Annotated in this window: 12 protein-coding genes and 2 pseudogenes; 6 read left to right on the forward strand and 8 right to left on the reverse strand. The window is 70.9% G+C overall.

All coding sequences use genetic code 11. The annotated features are described in order from the left end of the window. Positions 1 to 221: 221 nt before the first annotated feature. Positions 222 to 2,447, reverse strand: coding sequence for a CDC48 family AAA ATPase (locus P0R35_RS00415; protein WP_284013277.1), 2,226 nt, complete (start codon positions 2,445 to 2,447; stop codon positions 222 to 224). Positions 2,448 to 2,672: 225 nt separating this feature from the next. On the opposite strand from P0R35_RS00415, the pseudogene larC reads away from it, so the two are divergent. Then, positions 2,673 to 4,084: pseudogene (larC, locus tag P0R35_RS00420) on the forward strand (nickel pincer cofactor biosynthesis protein LarC). Then, positions 4,081 to 4,278 (forward strand): hypothetical protein, encoded by a 198-nt coding sequence (locus P0R35_RS00425; protein WP_284013278.1) that lies wholly within the window; start codon positions 4,081 to 4,083, stop codon positions 4,276 to 4,278. Before larC ends, P0R35_RS00425 begins: the two are co-directional and overlap by 4 nt. 1 nt (position 4,279) lies before the next feature. Here the strand turns inward: P0R35_RS00425 and P0R35_RS00430 are convergent. Then, positions 4,280 to 5,048 (reverse strand): annotated as a pseudogene (locus P0R35_RS00430) (hypothetical protein). A gap of 147 nt (positions 5,049 to 5,195) precedes the next feature. On the opposite strand from P0R35_RS00430, the gene P0R35_RS00435 reads away from it, so the two are divergent. From P0R35_RS00435 to P0R35_RS00445, 3 genes are all read left to right on the forward strand, one after another. Then, on the forward strand, positions 5,196 to 7,613 hold the full coding sequence (locus tag P0R35_RS00435) for a methyl-accepting chemotaxis protein (RefSeq protein WP_284013279.1): 2,418 nt from the start codon (positions 5,196 to 5,198) through the stop codon (positions 7,611 to 7,613). Positions 7,614 to 7,688: 75 nt separating this feature from the next. Next, positions 7,689 to 8,381 (forward strand): DNA repair and recombination protein RadB, encoded by a 693-nt coding sequence (radB, locus tag P0R35_RS00440; protein ID WP_284013280.1) that lies wholly within the window; start codon positions 7,689 to 7,691, stop codon positions 8,379 to 8,381. Between the two features lie 111 nt (positions 8,382 to 8,492). Then, complete coding sequence (locus P0R35_RS00445; protein WP_284013281.1) at positions 8,493 to 8,870, forward strand: 30S ribosomal protein S8e; 378 nt, start codon at positions 8,493 to 8,495, stop codon at positions 8,868 to 8,870. 24 nt (positions 8,871 to 8,894) lie between these two features. Here the strand turns inward: P0R35_RS00445 and P0R35_RS00450 are convergent, their stop codons facing one another. The 6 genes from P0R35_RS00450 to pyrG form a co-directional block, all read right to left on the reverse strand. Continuing rightward, positions 8,895 to 9,377, reverse strand: coding sequence for a hypothetical protein (locus P0R35_RS00450; RefSeq protein ID WP_284013282.1), 483 nt, complete (start codon positions 9,375 to 9,377; stop codon positions 8,895 to 8,897). Between the two features lie 115 nt (positions 9,378 to 9,492). After that, the gene (locus tag P0R35_RS00455) at positions 9,493 to 9,828 is read right to left on the reverse strand and encodes a cupin domain-containing protein (protein WP_284013283.1); all 336 of its coding nucleotides are present in this window, start codon (positions 9,826 to 9,828) and stop codon (positions 9,493 to 9,495) included. Positions 9,829 to 10,170: 342 nt separating this feature from the next. Then, positions 10,171 to 11,067 carry a hypothetical protein gene (locus P0R35_RS00460; protein WP_284013284.1) on the reverse strand — a complete coding sequence of 299 codons (897 nt, stop codon included), beginning with the start codon at positions 11,065 to 11,067 and terminating at the stop codon, positions 10,171 to 10,173. Between the two features lie 117 nt (positions 11,068 to 11,184). After that, on the reverse strand, positions 11,185 to 11,520 hold the full coding sequence (locus tag P0R35_RS00465; RefSeq protein WP_284013285.1) for a DUF7126 family protein: 336 nt from the start codon (positions 11,518 to 11,520) through the stop codon (positions 11,185 to 11,187). Positions 11,521 to 11,608: 88 nt separating this feature from the next. Then, positions 11,609 to 12,526, reverse strand: coding sequence for a glutamine-hydrolyzing GMP synthase (gene guaA, locus P0R35_RS00470; protein WP_284013286.1), 918 nt, complete (start codon positions 12,524 to 12,526; stop codon positions 11,609 to 11,611). Beyond that, positions 12,526 to 14,184: a CTP synthase gene (pyrG, locus tag P0R35_RS00475; protein WP_284013287.1), complete on the reverse strand. Its 1,659-nt coding sequence runs from the start codon at positions 14,182 to 14,184 to the stop codon at positions 12,526 to 12,528. Before pyrG ends, guaA begins: the two co-directional genes overlap by 1 nt. A gap of 189 nt (positions 14,185 to 14,373) precedes the next feature. Between pyrG and P0R35_RS00480 the strand changes: the two genes are divergently transcribed. Next, the gene (locus P0R35_RS00480; protein ID WP_284013288.1) at positions 14,374 to 15,309 is read left to right on the forward strand and encodes a complex I NDUFA9 subunit family protein; all 936 of its coding nucleotides are present in this window, start codon (positions 14,374 to 14,376) and stop codon (positions 15,307 to 15,309) included. The last annotated feature ends 263 nt before the right edge of the window (positions 15,310 to 15,572 follow it).

Raw genomic sequence — 15,572 nt, forward strand, 5'->3', positions numbered from 1 at the left:
GCAGCTCATATCGATCAGCTACTTGACCCTCAACTACTCGAAATAACGTTCTACCGATTTTCTCGGGCACACAAATAGAAACCCACCTGCGCTCGCGGTCCACACTACGGTAGTTCTGCGAGCGAGGGCCGAAGGCCCGAGCGAGCGGCCTTTTGGCATGAACGGGTTTTGACGGGGTTCGAGCGCGCCGAAAGCGCGCGAGGACCCCGTTAAAAGAGGTTCTACTGGAAGCCGATCCGGCCGCTCCGGTCGGCGCGGAGGCTGTCGGTGCCGCCGCCCTTGAACTGCTCTTCGATGTCCGCGTAGTAGTCCATGATCGCCTCCGAGATGGTGGGCCGGACGTTCTCCATCGCCTGCTCGAAGTGGCGCATGTTCACGTCCTCGGCGTCGTCGTCCTCGCGCAGCGCCTGGATGGCGGCCTCGCGGGCGATCGACTCCAGGTCGGAGCCGACGTAGCCGTCGGTGCGCTCGGCGAGTTCGCGCAGGCTCACGTCCGCCGACAGCGGCGTGTCGCCGGTGTGGATCTTGAGGATCTGCTCGCGCCCCTCCTCGTCGGGCTGGCCGATCATCACGAGCCGGTCGAACCGGCCCGAACGGATGAGCGCCGGGTCGATCATGTCCGGGCGGTTCGTCGCCCCGATCACCATCACGTTGCCCATCTCCTCGAGGCCGTCCAACTCCGTCAGGAGCTGGTTGACGACGCGCTCGGAGACGTTGTTCCCCATCTCCTGCCCGCGGCTGGGCGCGAGGCTGTCCAGCTCGTCGAAGAAGATGACGGTGGGCGACACCTGCCGGGCCTTCCGGAACGTCTGCCGGATCGCCTTCTCGGACTCACCGACCCACTTGCTCAGCAGTTGGGGCCCGCGCACCGAGATGAAGTTCGCGTTCGTCTCGTTGGCGACGGCCTTCGCCATCAGCGTCTTCCCGGTGCCGGGCGGGCCGTACAGCAGCACGCCCTTCGGCGCCTCGATGCCCATCCGGTCGAACTTCTCGGGCGTCGTCAGCGGCCACTCGACGGCCTCCTTCACCTGTTGCTGGGCGTCGGCGAGGCCGCCGACGTCCTCCCAGGTGACCTTCGGGAGCTCGACGAGCACCTCCCGCATCGCCGAGGGCTCCACCTCCGCGAGCGCGCCCTGGAAGTCGTTGCGCTTGACGATCATCCGGTCGACGAGGCTCGGCGGGATGTCCTCCTCGTCGAGGTCGATCTCCGGGAGGTACCTGCGCAGCGCCTTCATCGCCGCCTCCTTCGTCAGGCTCTCGATGTCCGCGCCGACGAAGCCGTGCGTCTCGTCGGCGAGGTGGTCGAGGTCGACGTCGTCCGACAGCGGCATGCCGCGGGTGTGGATCTGGAGGATCTCCTTGCGCCCCACCTCGTCCGGGACGCCGATCTCGATCTCGCGGTCGAAGCGCCCGGGACGGCGCAGCGCGGGGTCGACGGAGTCGACGCGGTTCGTCGCCGCGATGACGATCACCTGTCCGCGCGTCTCCAGCCCGTCCATCATCGTGAGCAGTTGGGCGACGACGCGGCGTTCGACCTCGCCGGTGACGTCCTCGCGCTTGGGCGCGATGGAGTCCAACTCGTCGATGAAGATGATGCTGGGACTCTCGTCTTTCGCGTCCTCGAATATCTCGCGCAGTTGCTGTTCGGACTCGCCGTAGTACTTCGAGATGATCTCCGGCCCGGCGATGGAGAAGAAACTCGCCGAGGTCTCGTTGGCGACCGCCTTCGCGAGCAGCGTCTTCCCGGTGCCGGGCGGGCCGTGGAGCAGCACGCCCTGCGGCGGCTCGATCCCCAGTTTCTTGAAGATCTGGGGGTGTTTCATCGGCAGTTCGACCATCTCGCGGACGCGCTGGATCTCGCCTTGGAGGCCGCCGATGTCCTCGTAGGTGATGCCGCCGCCGGTCTTCTCGAACCCGGAGATGGGCTCCTCGCGGAGCTCCACCTCGGTGTCCTCGGTGATGAGGCAGACGCCCTCGGGCTCGGTGTCGACGGCGATCAGCGGGATCGCCTGCCCGGGCGAGCGCATGAACGGGTGGTTCGTGGACGACATCACGGGGACGATGTCGCGCTCGACGACCGGGCGCTTGAGGATCTGGCGTTTCACCATGCCGGCGGCGTCGGATCCGAACTGGACCGAGGCCTCCTCCGGCGGCGCGAGCGTCAGCGACTCGGCCTTCTTCGCCTCGGCCTTGCGGATGGTGACGCGCTCGCCGATGCCGACGTCGGCGTTCTGGCGCGTGAAACCGTCGATGCGGACGGTGTCGGTGTTCCAGTCCTGCCGGTCGGCGCGCCACACCTTCGCGGCGGTCGTCTCGGCGCCCTCGATCTCGATGATGTCGCCGGGGGAGAGCTTTAAGTGCAGCAGGGTGTCCGGGTCGAGGCGGGCGATCCCCCTCCCGGAGTCGTTCGGGTACGCCTTCGCGACTTCGAGTTGGACTTCATTCATGATGGATGGACGGGTGTTCGTTCGAAATACGTCGGTCCGGACGGCGGTTAAGCCCTCCGTTGCGTGTCGTCGGGCCGGAACGTCGCTCCCACTGGCCCCCCGGACGGACGTAGGACGTGCTAATCTATCGCACGGTATGGCGTCCGGCTTGAAAACACCACCGGCGTCGACACGCGGCGGCCGCGTGGCGGTAGCGACTTGTCGTCGGCCCGCGACCCTCCGGCCATGCGAACGATCGCCTTCGACGGCCGGATGGGCGCTTCCGGGGACATGCTGCTGGGCGCGCTCGTCGCGGCCGGCGCGGACCGCGACGTCCTCGCGCCCGTCGAGGACGCCCTCCCCGTCCGCTACGAGTTCGAGTCGGTGGACCGCAACGGCATCGCCAGCACCCGCGCGCGCGTCCGCCACCGCGACGCCGACGGCGACGGGGGAGCCGACGCCGGGGACCACGACCACAGTCACGACCACGACCACAGTCACGACCACGACCACAGTCACGACCACGACCACAGTCACGACCACGACCACAGTCACGACCACGACCACAGTCACGACCACGACCACAGCCACGACCACGACCACCACGACCACGACGCCGAGGGACACGGCCCGCAGCGGACGTACGCCGAGGTGGTCGAGTTGGTCGAGGGGATGGCGCTCCCGGCGGGCGTCCGCGAGGACGCGCTCGCGGTGTTCGAGGTCCTCGGCGAGGCGGAGTCGTCGGTCCACGGGTCGGATCTCGACGCGACCCACTTCCACGAGGTCGGCGCCGACGACGCCGTCGCCGACGTGGTCGGCGCGTGCCTGCTGTTCGACGACCTCGACGCCGACCGCGTGGTGACGACGCCGCTGGCGACCGGCGGCGGCGAGGTGGAGTTCAGCCACGGCGTCTACCCGGTCCCGGTCCCCGCGGTCGTCGAGATCGCCGAGCGCGCCGACTGGTCGCTGCGGGGCGGCCCGGTCGACGCCGAACTGCTCACCCCCACGGGCGCGGCGATCCTCGCGCACTACGCCGCGGGCGTCGAGCGGCTCCCTCGCTCCGGGTCGAGCAGTCGGGGTACGGCGCCGGCGGCTGGACGTTCCCCGACCGGCCGAACGTCCTCCGCGCGCTCGTCGGCGAGGTCGAACGGGGCGGCCTCGTCCGCGACGACGTGGCCGTGCTCGAGACGACCCTCGACGACGCGGCCCCGGAGGTGCTGGGCGGCCTGCAGGAGACGCTGGCCGACGCCGGCGCCCGCGACGTGTCGGTCCTGCCGGCGACGATGAAGAAGTCGCGTCCGGGCCACCTCGTGAAGGTGATCTGCAAGCCCGAGGACGCCGACCGCGTCGCCCGCCGGCTCGCGGTCGAGACGGGCACCCTCGGGATCCGCGAGGGCGGCGCGAGCCACCGGTGGATCGCCGAGCGCTCCTTCGAGACGGTCGAACTCGCCGTCGACGGCGAGACGTACGAGGTGCCGGTGAAGGTCGCGGGCGACGGCGACGGCACGGTGTACGACGTGAGCGCCGAGTACGACGACGCCGCCGCGGTCGCCCGCGCGGCGGGTCTCCCGGTCCGCGAGGTGCTCCGCCGGGCCGAGGCGGCCGCGAGCGACCTGCTCGACGCCGACGCCGCGACCGACCCCGACGACGAGCGATGAGCGACGCTCCCGACGGGGACGAGCGCGACGAGCGCGACGGGCGCTACGCCTGCGACGACTGCGGCGCCGAGTTCGCGGCCCGCGAGGCGACGCGGACGGCGACGATGGGCGACCTCGACGCCGACACGTGGCAGACGCTGTGCTGTCCGGCGTGTGGCGCCCGCGTGAAGACGGTGTTCGTGGGCGGCGACTGAGTCACCCGGCGTCGGTGTCGCCGTCGGCGTCGCCGCCCTCGCGCTGTTCGGCGACCGCGTCCGCCAGCGTCACCTCGCCGAGCGCGACCCGGCGCGCGAGGTCGTCGCCGATGGTGAGGTCGCCGCCGGAGGCGTCGCGCGACTCGTTTTTGATCCGCTGGATCTCCCCGGCCGTCGGCTCGACGTCGCGCGTCTCGACGGGCTCGCCCTCCAGCCGGGCGATGTTGACCGCGGCGAGCACGTCCGCCATCCCCTTCCCGCCGGCCCCCCGCCCCAGCGTCGGGGTCGTCCCCGACTCGTCGACGAGTTCGACCGCGACGTCCTCCAAGGCGTTGACGATCCGGGCGCTGCGCAGGCGGTCGCCGTCCCCCACGCGCACCAGCGCGTCCGGCTGGTCGGCCACCTCGGCGCGCACCGTCGCGACCGCGTCCGCCAGCGGGACGTGGAACGCCGCCACGACGGTGTCGCCGGACAGCACGGCGATCCCGGGCCGGTCCCCGGGTCGACGCCGACGACCGTCCGGCCGTCGCCGCCGCGAAGCACGCCGAGCGCCTCCTCGACCCCGGCGCGGGCGTCGGCAGCGGTGGTCGTCACGTGGTCGACCGGTTCCGCGCGGTAGCTCACGCCGTCGTGGGGCGCGGAGACGACGACGGTCGCCCGCTCGGGCAGGTCCGCGCCCGGCTCGCGGGTGGTGAACGTCGCGCCGCGGTCGCGGAGCCGGCGACCGCGGCGTGGTACAGCGCGAAGTCGTCGGTCGCGACGACGATCACTGGGTCGTTGGAGGGGGCTCGTCCGGCTTTACCGTGACGCCCGAGCGCGCCGCGCGGGCCACGACCACAAGTAATCGCCCGTCGAGTTCTCCGTGTCGATATTCGGGTGGGTAGAGTTAAACGTTGGATCGGGAAGGTCGGATCGAGATGACAGACAGGCCCGGGTCCGGCGTCGGCGCCCGCCTCGTCCCGAACGCGATCAGGGGGGGGATCCTACGCAAGTTCGCGACGGTGCTCCTCGTGTTGGTGATCGCGGTCGGAGCGGTGGGAGCGTACACCGTCGTCGACTCGACGGAGAAGCTCCACGGGGACGTCAACGCACAGATGAAGTCGGTCACGACGCTGCAGGCACAGGAACTCTCCGACTGGATCGGTCAACGGGAGACCGCCGTTCGGATGATCTCGGAGTACCAGGACGTCCGGGAGGGGAACACGGCGAAACTCAGGCCGGTGTTCACGAGCGAACTGCGCGCGCTCCCGAACGACGTGCACGCGATCCACTACATCGACACCGAGGCGGGGCGGGTGCTGGCGTCCAGCGACCCCGACGCCGAGGACGCGTCGCTCGCGGGCGCCAGTCTCGCGTGGGCGCCCGAGACGGTCCCGGTGTCGGCCGAGCGGGCCGCCACCTCGATGGTGTACCGGACCGACGACGGCCGGATGGTCGGGTTCGTCAGCGCCGTCCCCTCGGCGCCGAATCGCGCGGTCGTCGTCGTCGCGGACGTCGAGCAGATCGCCGCCGGCTTCCGCACGCCCGTCGAGGGCGGCTTCACGCGGGTGGTCGGTCCGGACGGCACCGTGTTGATGGCCGACGACCAGGGGGCGATGGGCCGCGCGTACCTCGGCGCCGACGGCGCGGCGTTCCAGCGCGCCCTCGACGGCAACGAGGTCGTCACGGAGGACGCGGCCGTCGAGGAGGCCCTGGACACGGAACTCGTCGTCTCGTACGCCCGGGTCCCCGGCACCACTTGGGTCGTCGCCGCCCACGCCCCGGCGAGCAGCGCGTACGCGCTCGCGTCGGTGATCCGGTTCGACATCATCGTGCTCGTCGCCACGTCGATCCTCGGGTTCGTCGTCGCGGGGCTCCTCATCGCCAAGCCGACCGGCGACGCGCTCGACGACCTCGCCGACCGGGCCCGGGCGCTCGGCGGCGGCGACCTCGACGTGACGGTGTCGACGGGCCGGATCGACGAGATCGGGACGCTGTACGGCGCGTTCGGCGACATGCGCGACGACCTCGACGACCGGATCTCGCAGGTCCGCACGGAGCAACAGCGCGCCGCCGAGGCGAGGGCCGAGGCCGAGTCGATGGCCGAGTCGCTGGAGCGGCGTGCCGACGACTACGGCGACGCGATGGCGCGGTGTGCCGACGGCGACCTCACCGTCCGACTCGACGACGACGCCGACAACGAGGCGCTCCGCGAGATCGCCGTCTCGTTCAACCGCATGGTCGACGACCTCGAGGACACGGTCGGCACCGTCCGCGCGTTCGCCGACGAGGCCGACGACCGCGCCAGCGCCGTCGCCGCCGGCGCCGACCAGATCGAGGACGCCAGCGAGTCGGTGAGCCGCTCGATGACGGAGGTCGCGGGCGCCAGCGACGAGCAGGCCGAGCGGCTCGCCGAGGTCAGCGGCGAGATGGGCGGCCTGTCGGCGACCGTCGAGGAGATCGCCGCGACCGCCGCGGACGTGACGACCCTCTCGCGCGAGGCGGCCGAAAGCGCCGACACGGCCGGCGCCGCCGCCGAGGACGCCCTCGAGGCGTTCGACGAGGTCGCGGACCACACCGACCGGACCGCCACGGAGGTCGAACAGGTCGCCGAGGAGATGGCCGAGATCACCGAGGTCGTCGACCTCATCGACGGGATCGCCGAGCAGACGAACCTGCTGGCGCTGAACGCCTCGATCGAGGCGGCGCGGGCGGGCGAGGAGGGCGACGGCTTCGCGGTCGTCGCCAGCGAGGTGAAGACGCTCGCGGAGGAGACGAGCGCGGCGACCGACGACATCGCCGCCCGGATCGACCGCCTGCGCGAGGCCTCGGAGGCCGCGGCCGCGGACATGGCGGCCACCGAGTCCGTCGTCGACGAGGGGGTCGACGTGGTCGAGGACGCCCTCGAGGCCGTCGAGACCGTCGGCGACCGGATCGAGGACACGAACGACGCCGTCGAGTCGATCGACACCGCCACCGACGACCAGGCGGCCACGACCGAGGAGGTCGTCACGATGGCCGAGGAGGTCACCGACATCGGGGAGCGCACCAGCGGCGAGATCGACGACGCCGCCGCGGCCGCGCAAGAACAGACCGCCGCGGTCGCCGAGGTGAGCGCCTCCGCCGAGCGACTCTCCGGCCGCGTCGAGGACCTGCGGGAACTGGTGCGGCGCTTCGAAGTCTCGGACGTCGACGTCGACGGGGCGGCCGTCGACGGCGAGGTCGCGACCGCGACGGACGACCCCGCCGGCGCCTCCCCCGCCGCCGACGGGCCGGGGGTCGCGATGACGGACGGCGACGGCTTCGAGTTCGGCGACGACCGCGACGACTCGCCCCCGCGCGGCGGCGACGACTGAACGACCGCCGCGCACGGGGCGGGCTCCGAGCCCGCACTCGGGAGGTTTTTGCGGGGTGACGACCGAACCCCGGTCGTGACCGAGTTCCTCACGACCGGCAGCGCGGCCGTCGACGACCTGCTCGGCGGCGGGATCGAGCGGGGTGTCGTCACCCAACTGTACGGCCCGCCGGCGTCGGGGAAGACGAACCTCGCGCTGACCGCGGCCGTCGAGGTCGCCGCGGCCGGCGGCAGCGTCCTCTACATCGACTCCGAGGACCTCTCGATGGTGCGCTTTCGCGACATCGCGGAGGCCCGCAGCGACGTCCCCGTCGAGGAGGTCGCCAGCCGGCTCGTCGTCAGCGAGGCGATGAGCTTCGCCGAACAGGGCGAGGCGGTGAAGGACGCCGCCGAACTCGCCGACGGCGTCGACCTGATCGTCCTCGACTCCGCCACCGGCTTCTACCGGCTGGAGCGCACCGAGGACTCCCGTGGCGGCGAGTCCGTCCGCGAGGTGGCCCGCCACGTCACCCAACTGCTGTCGCTGGCGCGCCGGCACGACCTCGGCGTGCTCGTCACGAACCAGGTGTTCACCGACCCCGACGCGGACCGCGACCGACCGCTGGGCGGCAACACGCTCGAACACTGGACGGGCGTGATCCTCCGGCTCGAACGGTTCCGCGGCGGCAACCGCCGGGCGACGCTGGAGAAACACCGCTCCCAGCCCGCCGGCGGCTCCGCGCGCTTCCGGATCACCGACGCCGGCGTCGAGGACGTCGAGGAGCCGTAGCCGACGCGAGCCGGGCGGGACGCCCGACCGGCCACGACCCCGCGGACGACCGCGAGGGGGCGTGAGGTTCGATTCGAGCGATTCAAGTAGCCGCACGGGGTTTCACCTGCTATGAAAGACCAGAGCGGACGCAGGAAGCGAAAGCGGACGGGCGGTCGGCGGCGACCCTCCAGCAACAAGAAGCGCCACGAGCTCGGCCGCGAGCCCGCCGAGACGACCGTCGGCGAACCCCGGTTCCGCGTCATCGACTCGCGCGGCACCAAGGAGAAGACCCGCGCGCTGTCGACGAACGTCGCGCAGGTCGCCACCGGCGAGGAGACCGTCGAGGCCGACATCGAGGGCGTCGACGAGAACCCCTCGAACGTGAACTACGTCCGCCGGAACATCATCACGAAGGGCGCCGTCATCGCCACCAGCGAGGGGCAGGCCCGCGTCACGTCCCGTCCGGGGCAGACCGGGCAGGTCAACGCCGTCCTCCTCGACGAGTAACGCCGACAGACGCCTATCTCCCGTTCACTTCGCTCCCTGAGCGACGGCGCCGTCTCCCCCTCCCCCGGCGTCCCTCCCGCGCGACCGCCCGAACAGCAGCGGGGCGGCGACCAGCGTCACCGGCACGAGTATCCACACCTGCCCCGCGAGCACGTCGTACTGGCCGAGCGTCACCGACACCGGGGTCCCTTCGGCGTACCCGACGAGGAACTCGAACCCAACCGTCATGACCATCCACCCGAGACCGATCGCCGCGAGTTCCCGCACCGTGTACGCGTCCGGCGTTCGGGCGAAGTAGGCGTACGCGACCGCGAGGATCGCAGCGACGAGAAGCGCCGTGCTGACGACGTGGCCGGGGTACTCGCCGATCCGGGGGATGATCGCCAGTTCTCGGAAGACGCCGTTGGCGACCGCGAGGACGGCCATGGCGGCCCACGCGACGAGGGGGCGGAGGATCTTCTTGACGGGCGCGGGCAGGTCGAACGAGCGGGTGAACTGGTTGAACATCGGTTCTCGTGGGTCTGTACGACTGGCGTCCGCTTCCGTTCAGACGGTGGGTCCCGCGAGTCGAGAATCACCGGCGGGTGATCGGGCGGTCGCTGTCTCCGTCGCTGTTCGTCCCTCAGCCGCTCCCCGGCAACGGACAGAGACTCGCTGTGAACGCGACGACCTCGTCCGTCTCGTTGCGCGCGCCGTGCACGTCGCCGCGCTCGTGGAGGACGACGCCGGGCGCGGCAATCGACTCCGTCTCGTCGTCGCGGACAACCGTCACCTCGCCGTCGAGGACGTGGAAGACGTTCGTGCTGTCGGCGTGTTCGTGCGGGGACAGCTCCGCGCCGGGGCCGAGCGCGAACAGTTTCACGAGCACGTCGTCGCTGACGACGAGTTCCGCCGTCTCCACGGCTCCCGCCGCGGGGTCGAGGTCGGCGAGCGCGTCGGCGAACAGGTCGAGTGCCATGCTCGGTACTCCAGGTCGCGTGACAAAAGCGATGCGGGGGCCGCGGCCGGGCCCCGCGTCGGGGCGCTCGTCGCGTCGCCGTCCCGTGTGGACTCCCGCGGAGGGCTGTCGTATCCGCCCGCGTCGCGGCGGGCGCCGCGGCGAAACGGGTGACGGCCGGTCCCGTCGTGCCTCTCTCGGTGCCGAGGGTACGATAGCCCTCGGTCGCGCGTGTCAGTCGTGCCGACCGTGCCTCGCGGCGGCGGACGGACGCGGCGACGGTCCCCGAAGGGACCGGGCGCCCGTTCCGCGGTCGGCTTCCGTCGGTCGCTCGTCGCTCGATTCCCGGCGGCGGACGTCGGCTTACTTGCCGTTCCCGTTGCCGTTGTTCCCGTTGCCGTTCCCGTTCCCGGGACCGGCCTCGTCGTCGTCCCCGCCGTCCTCGTCGTCCTCGTCGTTCTCGTCGTCACCGTCGGCGTCTTTCGGACCGGCGTCCTCGGGCGGGCCGCGCTCCTTGTCGTCCTTCGGGCCGGCGTCCTCGGGCGGGCCGCGCTCCTTGTCGTCCTTCGGGCCGGCGTCCTCGGGCGGCCCGGCGTCGCCCGGACCGTTCCCGTTGCCCGCGACGGCGCTGACCGCCTCGCCGACCGAGGAGGCGTCGGTGTCGCCGGCGAAGTAGGCGTTGATCGCCGCGAGCACCGCCCGCGCGTTGTCGGACGCGTTCGCGGGCAGGGCCAGCTGCGGCCCGCGGACGTCGCGCGTCTCGTTCCCGTCGAGCTCGGTCTCGTTGAGGTCGGTCTCGTTGGTCTCCGTCTCGTTGAGGTCGGTCTCGTTGGTCGTCGTCTCGTTCGTCTCCGTCCCGTTCTCGGTGCCGTCGTCGACGAGTTCGAAGCCGCCGTCGACGAACGTCAGCGAGCCGTTGTCGACCGCGTACGTGAACGTGCCCGCCACCTCGCCGTCGTTCACGGTGACGGTGACCTCCTCGGAGGCGTTCACGGCGAACGTGACGCTCCCCTCGGCGTCGGTGACGCCGACGCCGTCGCCGTCGACGCCGACGGGGGCGCCGGAGACGGCGGTGCCGTTTTCGGTGACGGTGAACGTCACCGTCCCGTTGTCGTACGTCGCGACGGCGTCGTAGCCGTCGACGCTCGCGTGCGAGTCGGCGACCGTCGTTCCTGCCCCGGTGCCCGTGGCGGCGGCGCCCACGCCGGCGCTCACGAGGAGCGAGGCCAGGGCGACCGCGAACAGCGTTCTGGCGTTCATCTCACTCCCACCCTGTAACTACCCGATAAAGAAGCGACGCCACGGCGAACCCGAATTCCGGGTATTGAACCGCTGTAAAGCCGAATTAACCCCGATTAAGCGCTCGAACCTCCCGGCTCAGGCGCCGGCGACCAGTTCGTCGGCGACCACCGCGGCCGACAGCAGCTCCGGGTCGACCGCGAGGTCCGTCTGTCCCTTGGCGTACTCGGGGAGCGTCTCCGCGGCGTACGCGACCGCGCGCACGTCGGGGTTGCGCTCCTTGGCAACGGCGATGCCGGTCGCCTCGGCCATGTCGGTGAGGACGAACAGGGCGGCGTCGTCGATGCCGGCGTCCGCCAGCGTGGTGCCGTTGACGGCGCCCTCGATGCGCGTGACGGCGACGTCGAGCGCCTCGAGTTCGCCGGTGAGGTCCTCGGTGTCGGGGCCGGCGACGATCGCGGAGAGGTCGGTCATTGTCGGTGGAAGCGGGCTGGCGGGGATAAGCTTCGTGTCTCGGAACCGCGACGACAGCGGGGTCGGGGCGAGCGCGACCCGCGGACCGTTACTCGTACTCGATGGTCGCCGGCGGCTTGTGGGTCACGTCGTACACGACGCGCGCGACGTTGTCGTTCTGGCCGGTGATCCGCGACTGGATGCGCTGGAGCGTCTCCCACGGGAGGTTCTGTGCGCGGGCGGTCATGCCGTCGCGCGACTCCACCGAGCGCACGGAGACGACCCAGCCGTGGACGCGGTTGTCGCCTTTCACGCCGGTCGCCTTGCCGATGACGGCGGCGAACGCCTGCCACGGTTCGTGCTCGGCGACCTCCTCCTCGACGACGTGACACGCGTCGCGGGCGACCTCCAGTTTCTCCTCGGTCACCTCGCCGATGATGCGGACCGCGAGGCCGGGGCCGGGGAACGGCATGCGCTCGGAGATGACCGACTCGAGGTCGAGCGCGCGGGCGACCGCGCGGACCTCGTCTTTGTACAGGTCACGCACCGGCTCGACGATACCGTCGAAGTCGACGACGTCGGGCAGGCCGCCGACGTTGTGGTGGGACTTGATGTTCCCCTCGCTCTCGATGCGGTCGGGGTAGATGGTCCCCTGCACGAGGTACTCGGCGTCCGTTTCTTTCGCCTCGCGTTCGAACTCGCGGATGAACTGCTCGCCGATGACGTGACGCTTCTCCTCGGGGTCGGTGACGCCCGCGAGCGCGTCGAGGAAGCGGTCCTGCGCCTCCACCACTTCGAGCGACTCCATGAAGGAGAACGTCTCGCGGATCTGGTCGGTCTCGCCCTTGCGCATCAGCCCCGTGTCGACGTACACGGGGGTGAGCTGTTCGCCGATGGCTCGGTACGCGAGCGCCGCGGCGACCGACGAGTCGACGCCGCCCGACAGCGCGATGATCGCGTTGGCGTCGCCGATGGCCTCGCTGATCTCCGTCGTCGCCTCGTCGATGAACTCCTCGACGTCCACCATCAGGCGGTCACCTCCTCGTCCGCGACCGGCTCACGCGGGTCCGTCGCGTCGAGCACCGCGTCGAGCAGGCCGACGAACGGCGGCGAGGCGCGGTCGGGGCGCGAGCGGAACTCGGGGTGGAACTGCGTGCCGACGAAGTACGGGTGGTCGTCCCGTTCGAGGATCTCCATGCGCGGGCCGGCGGTCCCCGAGAACGTGAGCCCGTCGGCCGACAGCTCCTCGATGTAGTTGGGGTTCACCTCGTAGCGGTGGCGGTGCCGCTCCGTGCAGGCGGTGTCGCCGTAGATGCGCTCGGCGAGCGTCCCGGGCTCGATGGTCGTCTCGTGGGCGCCCAGCCGCATCGTCCCGCCCATGTCCTCCTCGTCGTGCTGGTCCGGGAGCAGGTCGATCACCGGGTACGGGGTCTCCGGCTCGAACTCCGCGGAGTCGGCGCCCTCCCAGCCGAGGACGTTGCGCGCGTGCTCGACGACGGCCATCTGGAAGCCGAGACACAGCCCGAGGAACGGGACGTCGTGCTCGCGGGCGTAGCGGACGGCCTCGACCTTCCCCTCGGTGCCCCGGGAGCCGAAGCCGCCGGGGACGACGACGCCGTCGGCGCTCGCGAGGCGGTCGGCGTGGGCGCCGTCGGCCTCGTCGGCGTCGACCCAGACGACGTTCACGTCGACGCCGTGTTCGAGGCCGGCGTGTTTGAGCGCCTCGTGGACGCTCATGTACGCGTCCTCGAGGTCGTACTTGCCGACGAGCGCGACGTCGACCTCGCCCGTGCGCTCGCGGGTGACGAGTTCGCGCCAGGTGTTCTCGCGCTCGGCGGGGGGGAGCGCCTCGTCGGCGAGCCCCAGCCGTTCCATCACGTACTCGTCGAGGCCCTCCTCCTCGACGGTGAGGGGGACGTGGTAGATGTCCTCGACGTCGGGGTTCGAGAAGACGGCCTCGGTGGGCACGTCGCAGAACAGCCCGATCTTCTCCTTCGTCTCGGGGTCCAGTTCGTCGTCACAGCGCCCGACGAGGATGTCCGGCTGGAGGCCGATGGAGCGCAGTTCCTTCACCGAGTGCTGGGTCGGCTTCGTCTTCTGCTCGCCGTTCTTCGAGTAGGGGACGAGCGTGACGTGGGTGAACAGGATGTCCTCGTCGTCCTCCTCGTGGGCGAACTGCCGGAGCGCCTCGAGGTACGGCATCCCCTCGATGTCGCCGACGGTGCCGCCGATCTCGACGAGACAGACGTCGGTGCCCGCGGCGGCCTCGCGGATGCGACGCTTGATGTCGTCGGTGACGTGGGGGATCACCTGCACCGTCTTGCCGAGGTAGTCGCCGGCGCGCTCCTTCTCGATGACGTGCTGGTACGTCTTCCCCGTGGTGACGTTGTGGTCGGAGGTCATGTCCGTCCCGAGGAAGCGCTCGTAGTTCCCGAGGTCGAGGTCGACCTCGCCCCCGTCCTTCAGCACGTACACCTCGCCGTGCTGGTACGGGTTCATCGTCCCCGCGTCGACGTTCAGGTACGGGTCGATCTTGACCGCGGTCACGTCGAAGCCGGCGTTGGCGAGCAGCCGGCCCGTGGACGCGGCGGTGATGCCCTTCCCCAGTCCGGACATCACCCCGCCCGTGACGAAGATGAACTTGCGACCCAGCGAGGGGTCGTACCCCGTTTGTTCTGTCGGCATACTGCCCGTCCGGCGAGGCGGTGGAAAACCGTTTCGGAGCCGTCTGGACGTGTCTCGCGCCCGACCGGTGTCGCCGGCCGCGCGCCGCGTCCTCCGCCGGTGGGCCGCCGCGCGCGGCGCCTCGGAACCGACAGGGGCGACGGCTGTCGGTGACCACATCGTTATGGTTCGTCCACTCCTGCATAGCCCATGCGCGTAATCATCGCCGGCGGTACCGGGTTCATCGGCACGCACCTCTGTACGGAGCTCGACCAACGCGGCCACGACGTGGTGGCGATCGCCCGCGAGCCGTCGAGCGCGGGCCTCCCCGACGGCGTCGTCACGAAGGCGGGCGACGTGACCGACCGCAAGTCGATCGCCCCGCTCGTCGAGGGCGCGGACGTCGTCGTCAACCTCGTGGCGCTGTCGCCGCTGTTCAAGCCCGACGGCGGCGACGAGATGCACGACCGGATCCACCGACAGGGGACGGCCAACCTCGTCGACGCCGCCGAGGAGGCGGGCGTCGACCGGTTCGTCCAGATGTCCGCGCTCGGCGCGGACCCGAACGGCAGCACCCACTACATCCGGGCGAAGGGCCGCGCGGAGGGGATCGTCCGCGAGGCCGACCCCGAGCACGTGATCTTCCGGCCGTCGGTCGTCTTCGGCGACGGCGGCGAGTTCGTCCACTTCACGAAGCGCCTGAAGGAGATCTTCGCGCCGGGCGTCCCCGTCTACCCGCTGCCCGGCGGCGGCCGCAACCGCTTCCAGCCGATCTGGGTCGGGGACCTCGCGCCGATGCTCGCCGACGGCGTCACCGAGGCCGAACACGAGGGGCAGACGTACGAGATCGGCGGCCCCGACGTGCTGTCGCTGCGCGACATCTCGAACAAGGTGTTCGAGGCCGACGGCGACTCCATCAGCGTCGTCCCGCTCCCGATGGGGCTGGCGAAGGTCGGCCTCACGGTGCTGGGCTCGGTCGGCTTCCCGATGGGCAAAGACCAGTACCGGTCGCTGCAGTTGGACAACGTGACTGCCGACAACGACGTCGGCGCGTTCGGAGTGAACGAGGCGGACCTGCGGACGTTCGACGAGTACCTCGGACTGGTGTCGGGCAACGAACAGGCCGGCGCCACGGCGACCCCGTAACGGGCGCCGTACTCGGCACACGTCTCGCGACGGCGAGAGGTAATCCGGCCCTACGACGGCCGCGCGGGACGGGGATCGAACCGGCGGGGCGGCCGAAACGCCCTAGTATCGGACCGCTCCGGCCGTAAGGGATAAACGTGTCAGACGAGCCGACCGTCGTGGTCGTTGTCGCAGGGGAGAGGACAGAATCGTCCCGCCGCCATCCGGCGATCTCGGGGGTTCGGCGGCGCTCCACACCTCTCGTCTTTGATACCCGCATCACA

The sequence above is a fragment of the Halobaculum litoreum genome (assembly GCF_030127125.1).
Lineage (GTDB): Archaea > Halobacteriota > Halobacteria > Halobacteriales > Haloferacaceae > Halobaculum > Halobaculum litoreum.

Excerpts from the sequence above, each read along its gene's own strand:
- P0R35_RS00450 (WP_284013282.1), bottom strand. The coding sequence starts at position 9,377 with ATGTTCAACCAGTTCACCCGCTCGTTCGACCTGCCCGCGCCCGTCAAG.
- P0R35_RS00425 (WP_284013278.1), top strand. The coding sequence starts at position 4,081 with ATGAGCGACGCTCCCGACGGGGACGAGCGCGACGAGCGCGACGGGCGC.
- P0R35_RS00460 (WP_284013284.1), bottom strand. The coding sequence starts at position 11,067 with ATGAACGCCAGAACGCTGTTCGCGGTCGCCCTGGCCTCGCTCCTCGTG.
- P0R35_RS00465 (WP_284013285.1), bottom strand. The coding sequence starts at position 11,520 with ATGACCGACCTCTCCGCGATCGTCGCCGGCCCCGACACCGAGGACCTC.
- P0R35_RS00455 (WP_284013283.1), bottom strand. The coding sequence starts at position 9,828 with ATGGCACTCGACCTGTTCGCCGACGCGCTCGCCGACCTCGACCCCGCG.
- P0R35_RS00480 (WP_284013288.1), top strand. The coding sequence starts at position 14,374 with ATGCGCGTAATCATCGCCGGCGGTACCGGGTTCATCGGCACGCACCTC.
- P0R35_RS00415 (WP_284013277.1), bottom strand. The coding sequence starts at position 2,447 with ATGAATGAAGTCCAACTCGAAGTCGCGAAGGCGTACCCGAACGACTCC.
- P0R35_RS00445 (WP_284013281.1), top strand. The coding sequence starts at position 8,493 with ATGAAAGACCAGAGCGGACGCAGGAAGCGAAAGCGGACGGGCGGTCGG.
- guaA (WP_284013286.1), bottom strand. The coding sequence starts at position 12,526 with ATGGTGGACGTCGAGGAGTTCATCGACGAGGCGACGACGGAGATCAGC.
- pyrG (WP_284013287.1), bottom strand. The coding sequence starts at position 14,184 with ATGCCGACAGAACAAACGGGGTACGACCCCTCGCTGGGTCGCAAGTTC.
- P0R35_RS00435 (WP_284013279.1), top strand. The coding sequence starts at position 5,196 with ATGACAGACAGGCCCGGGTCCGGCGTCGGCGCCCGCCTCGTCCCGAAC.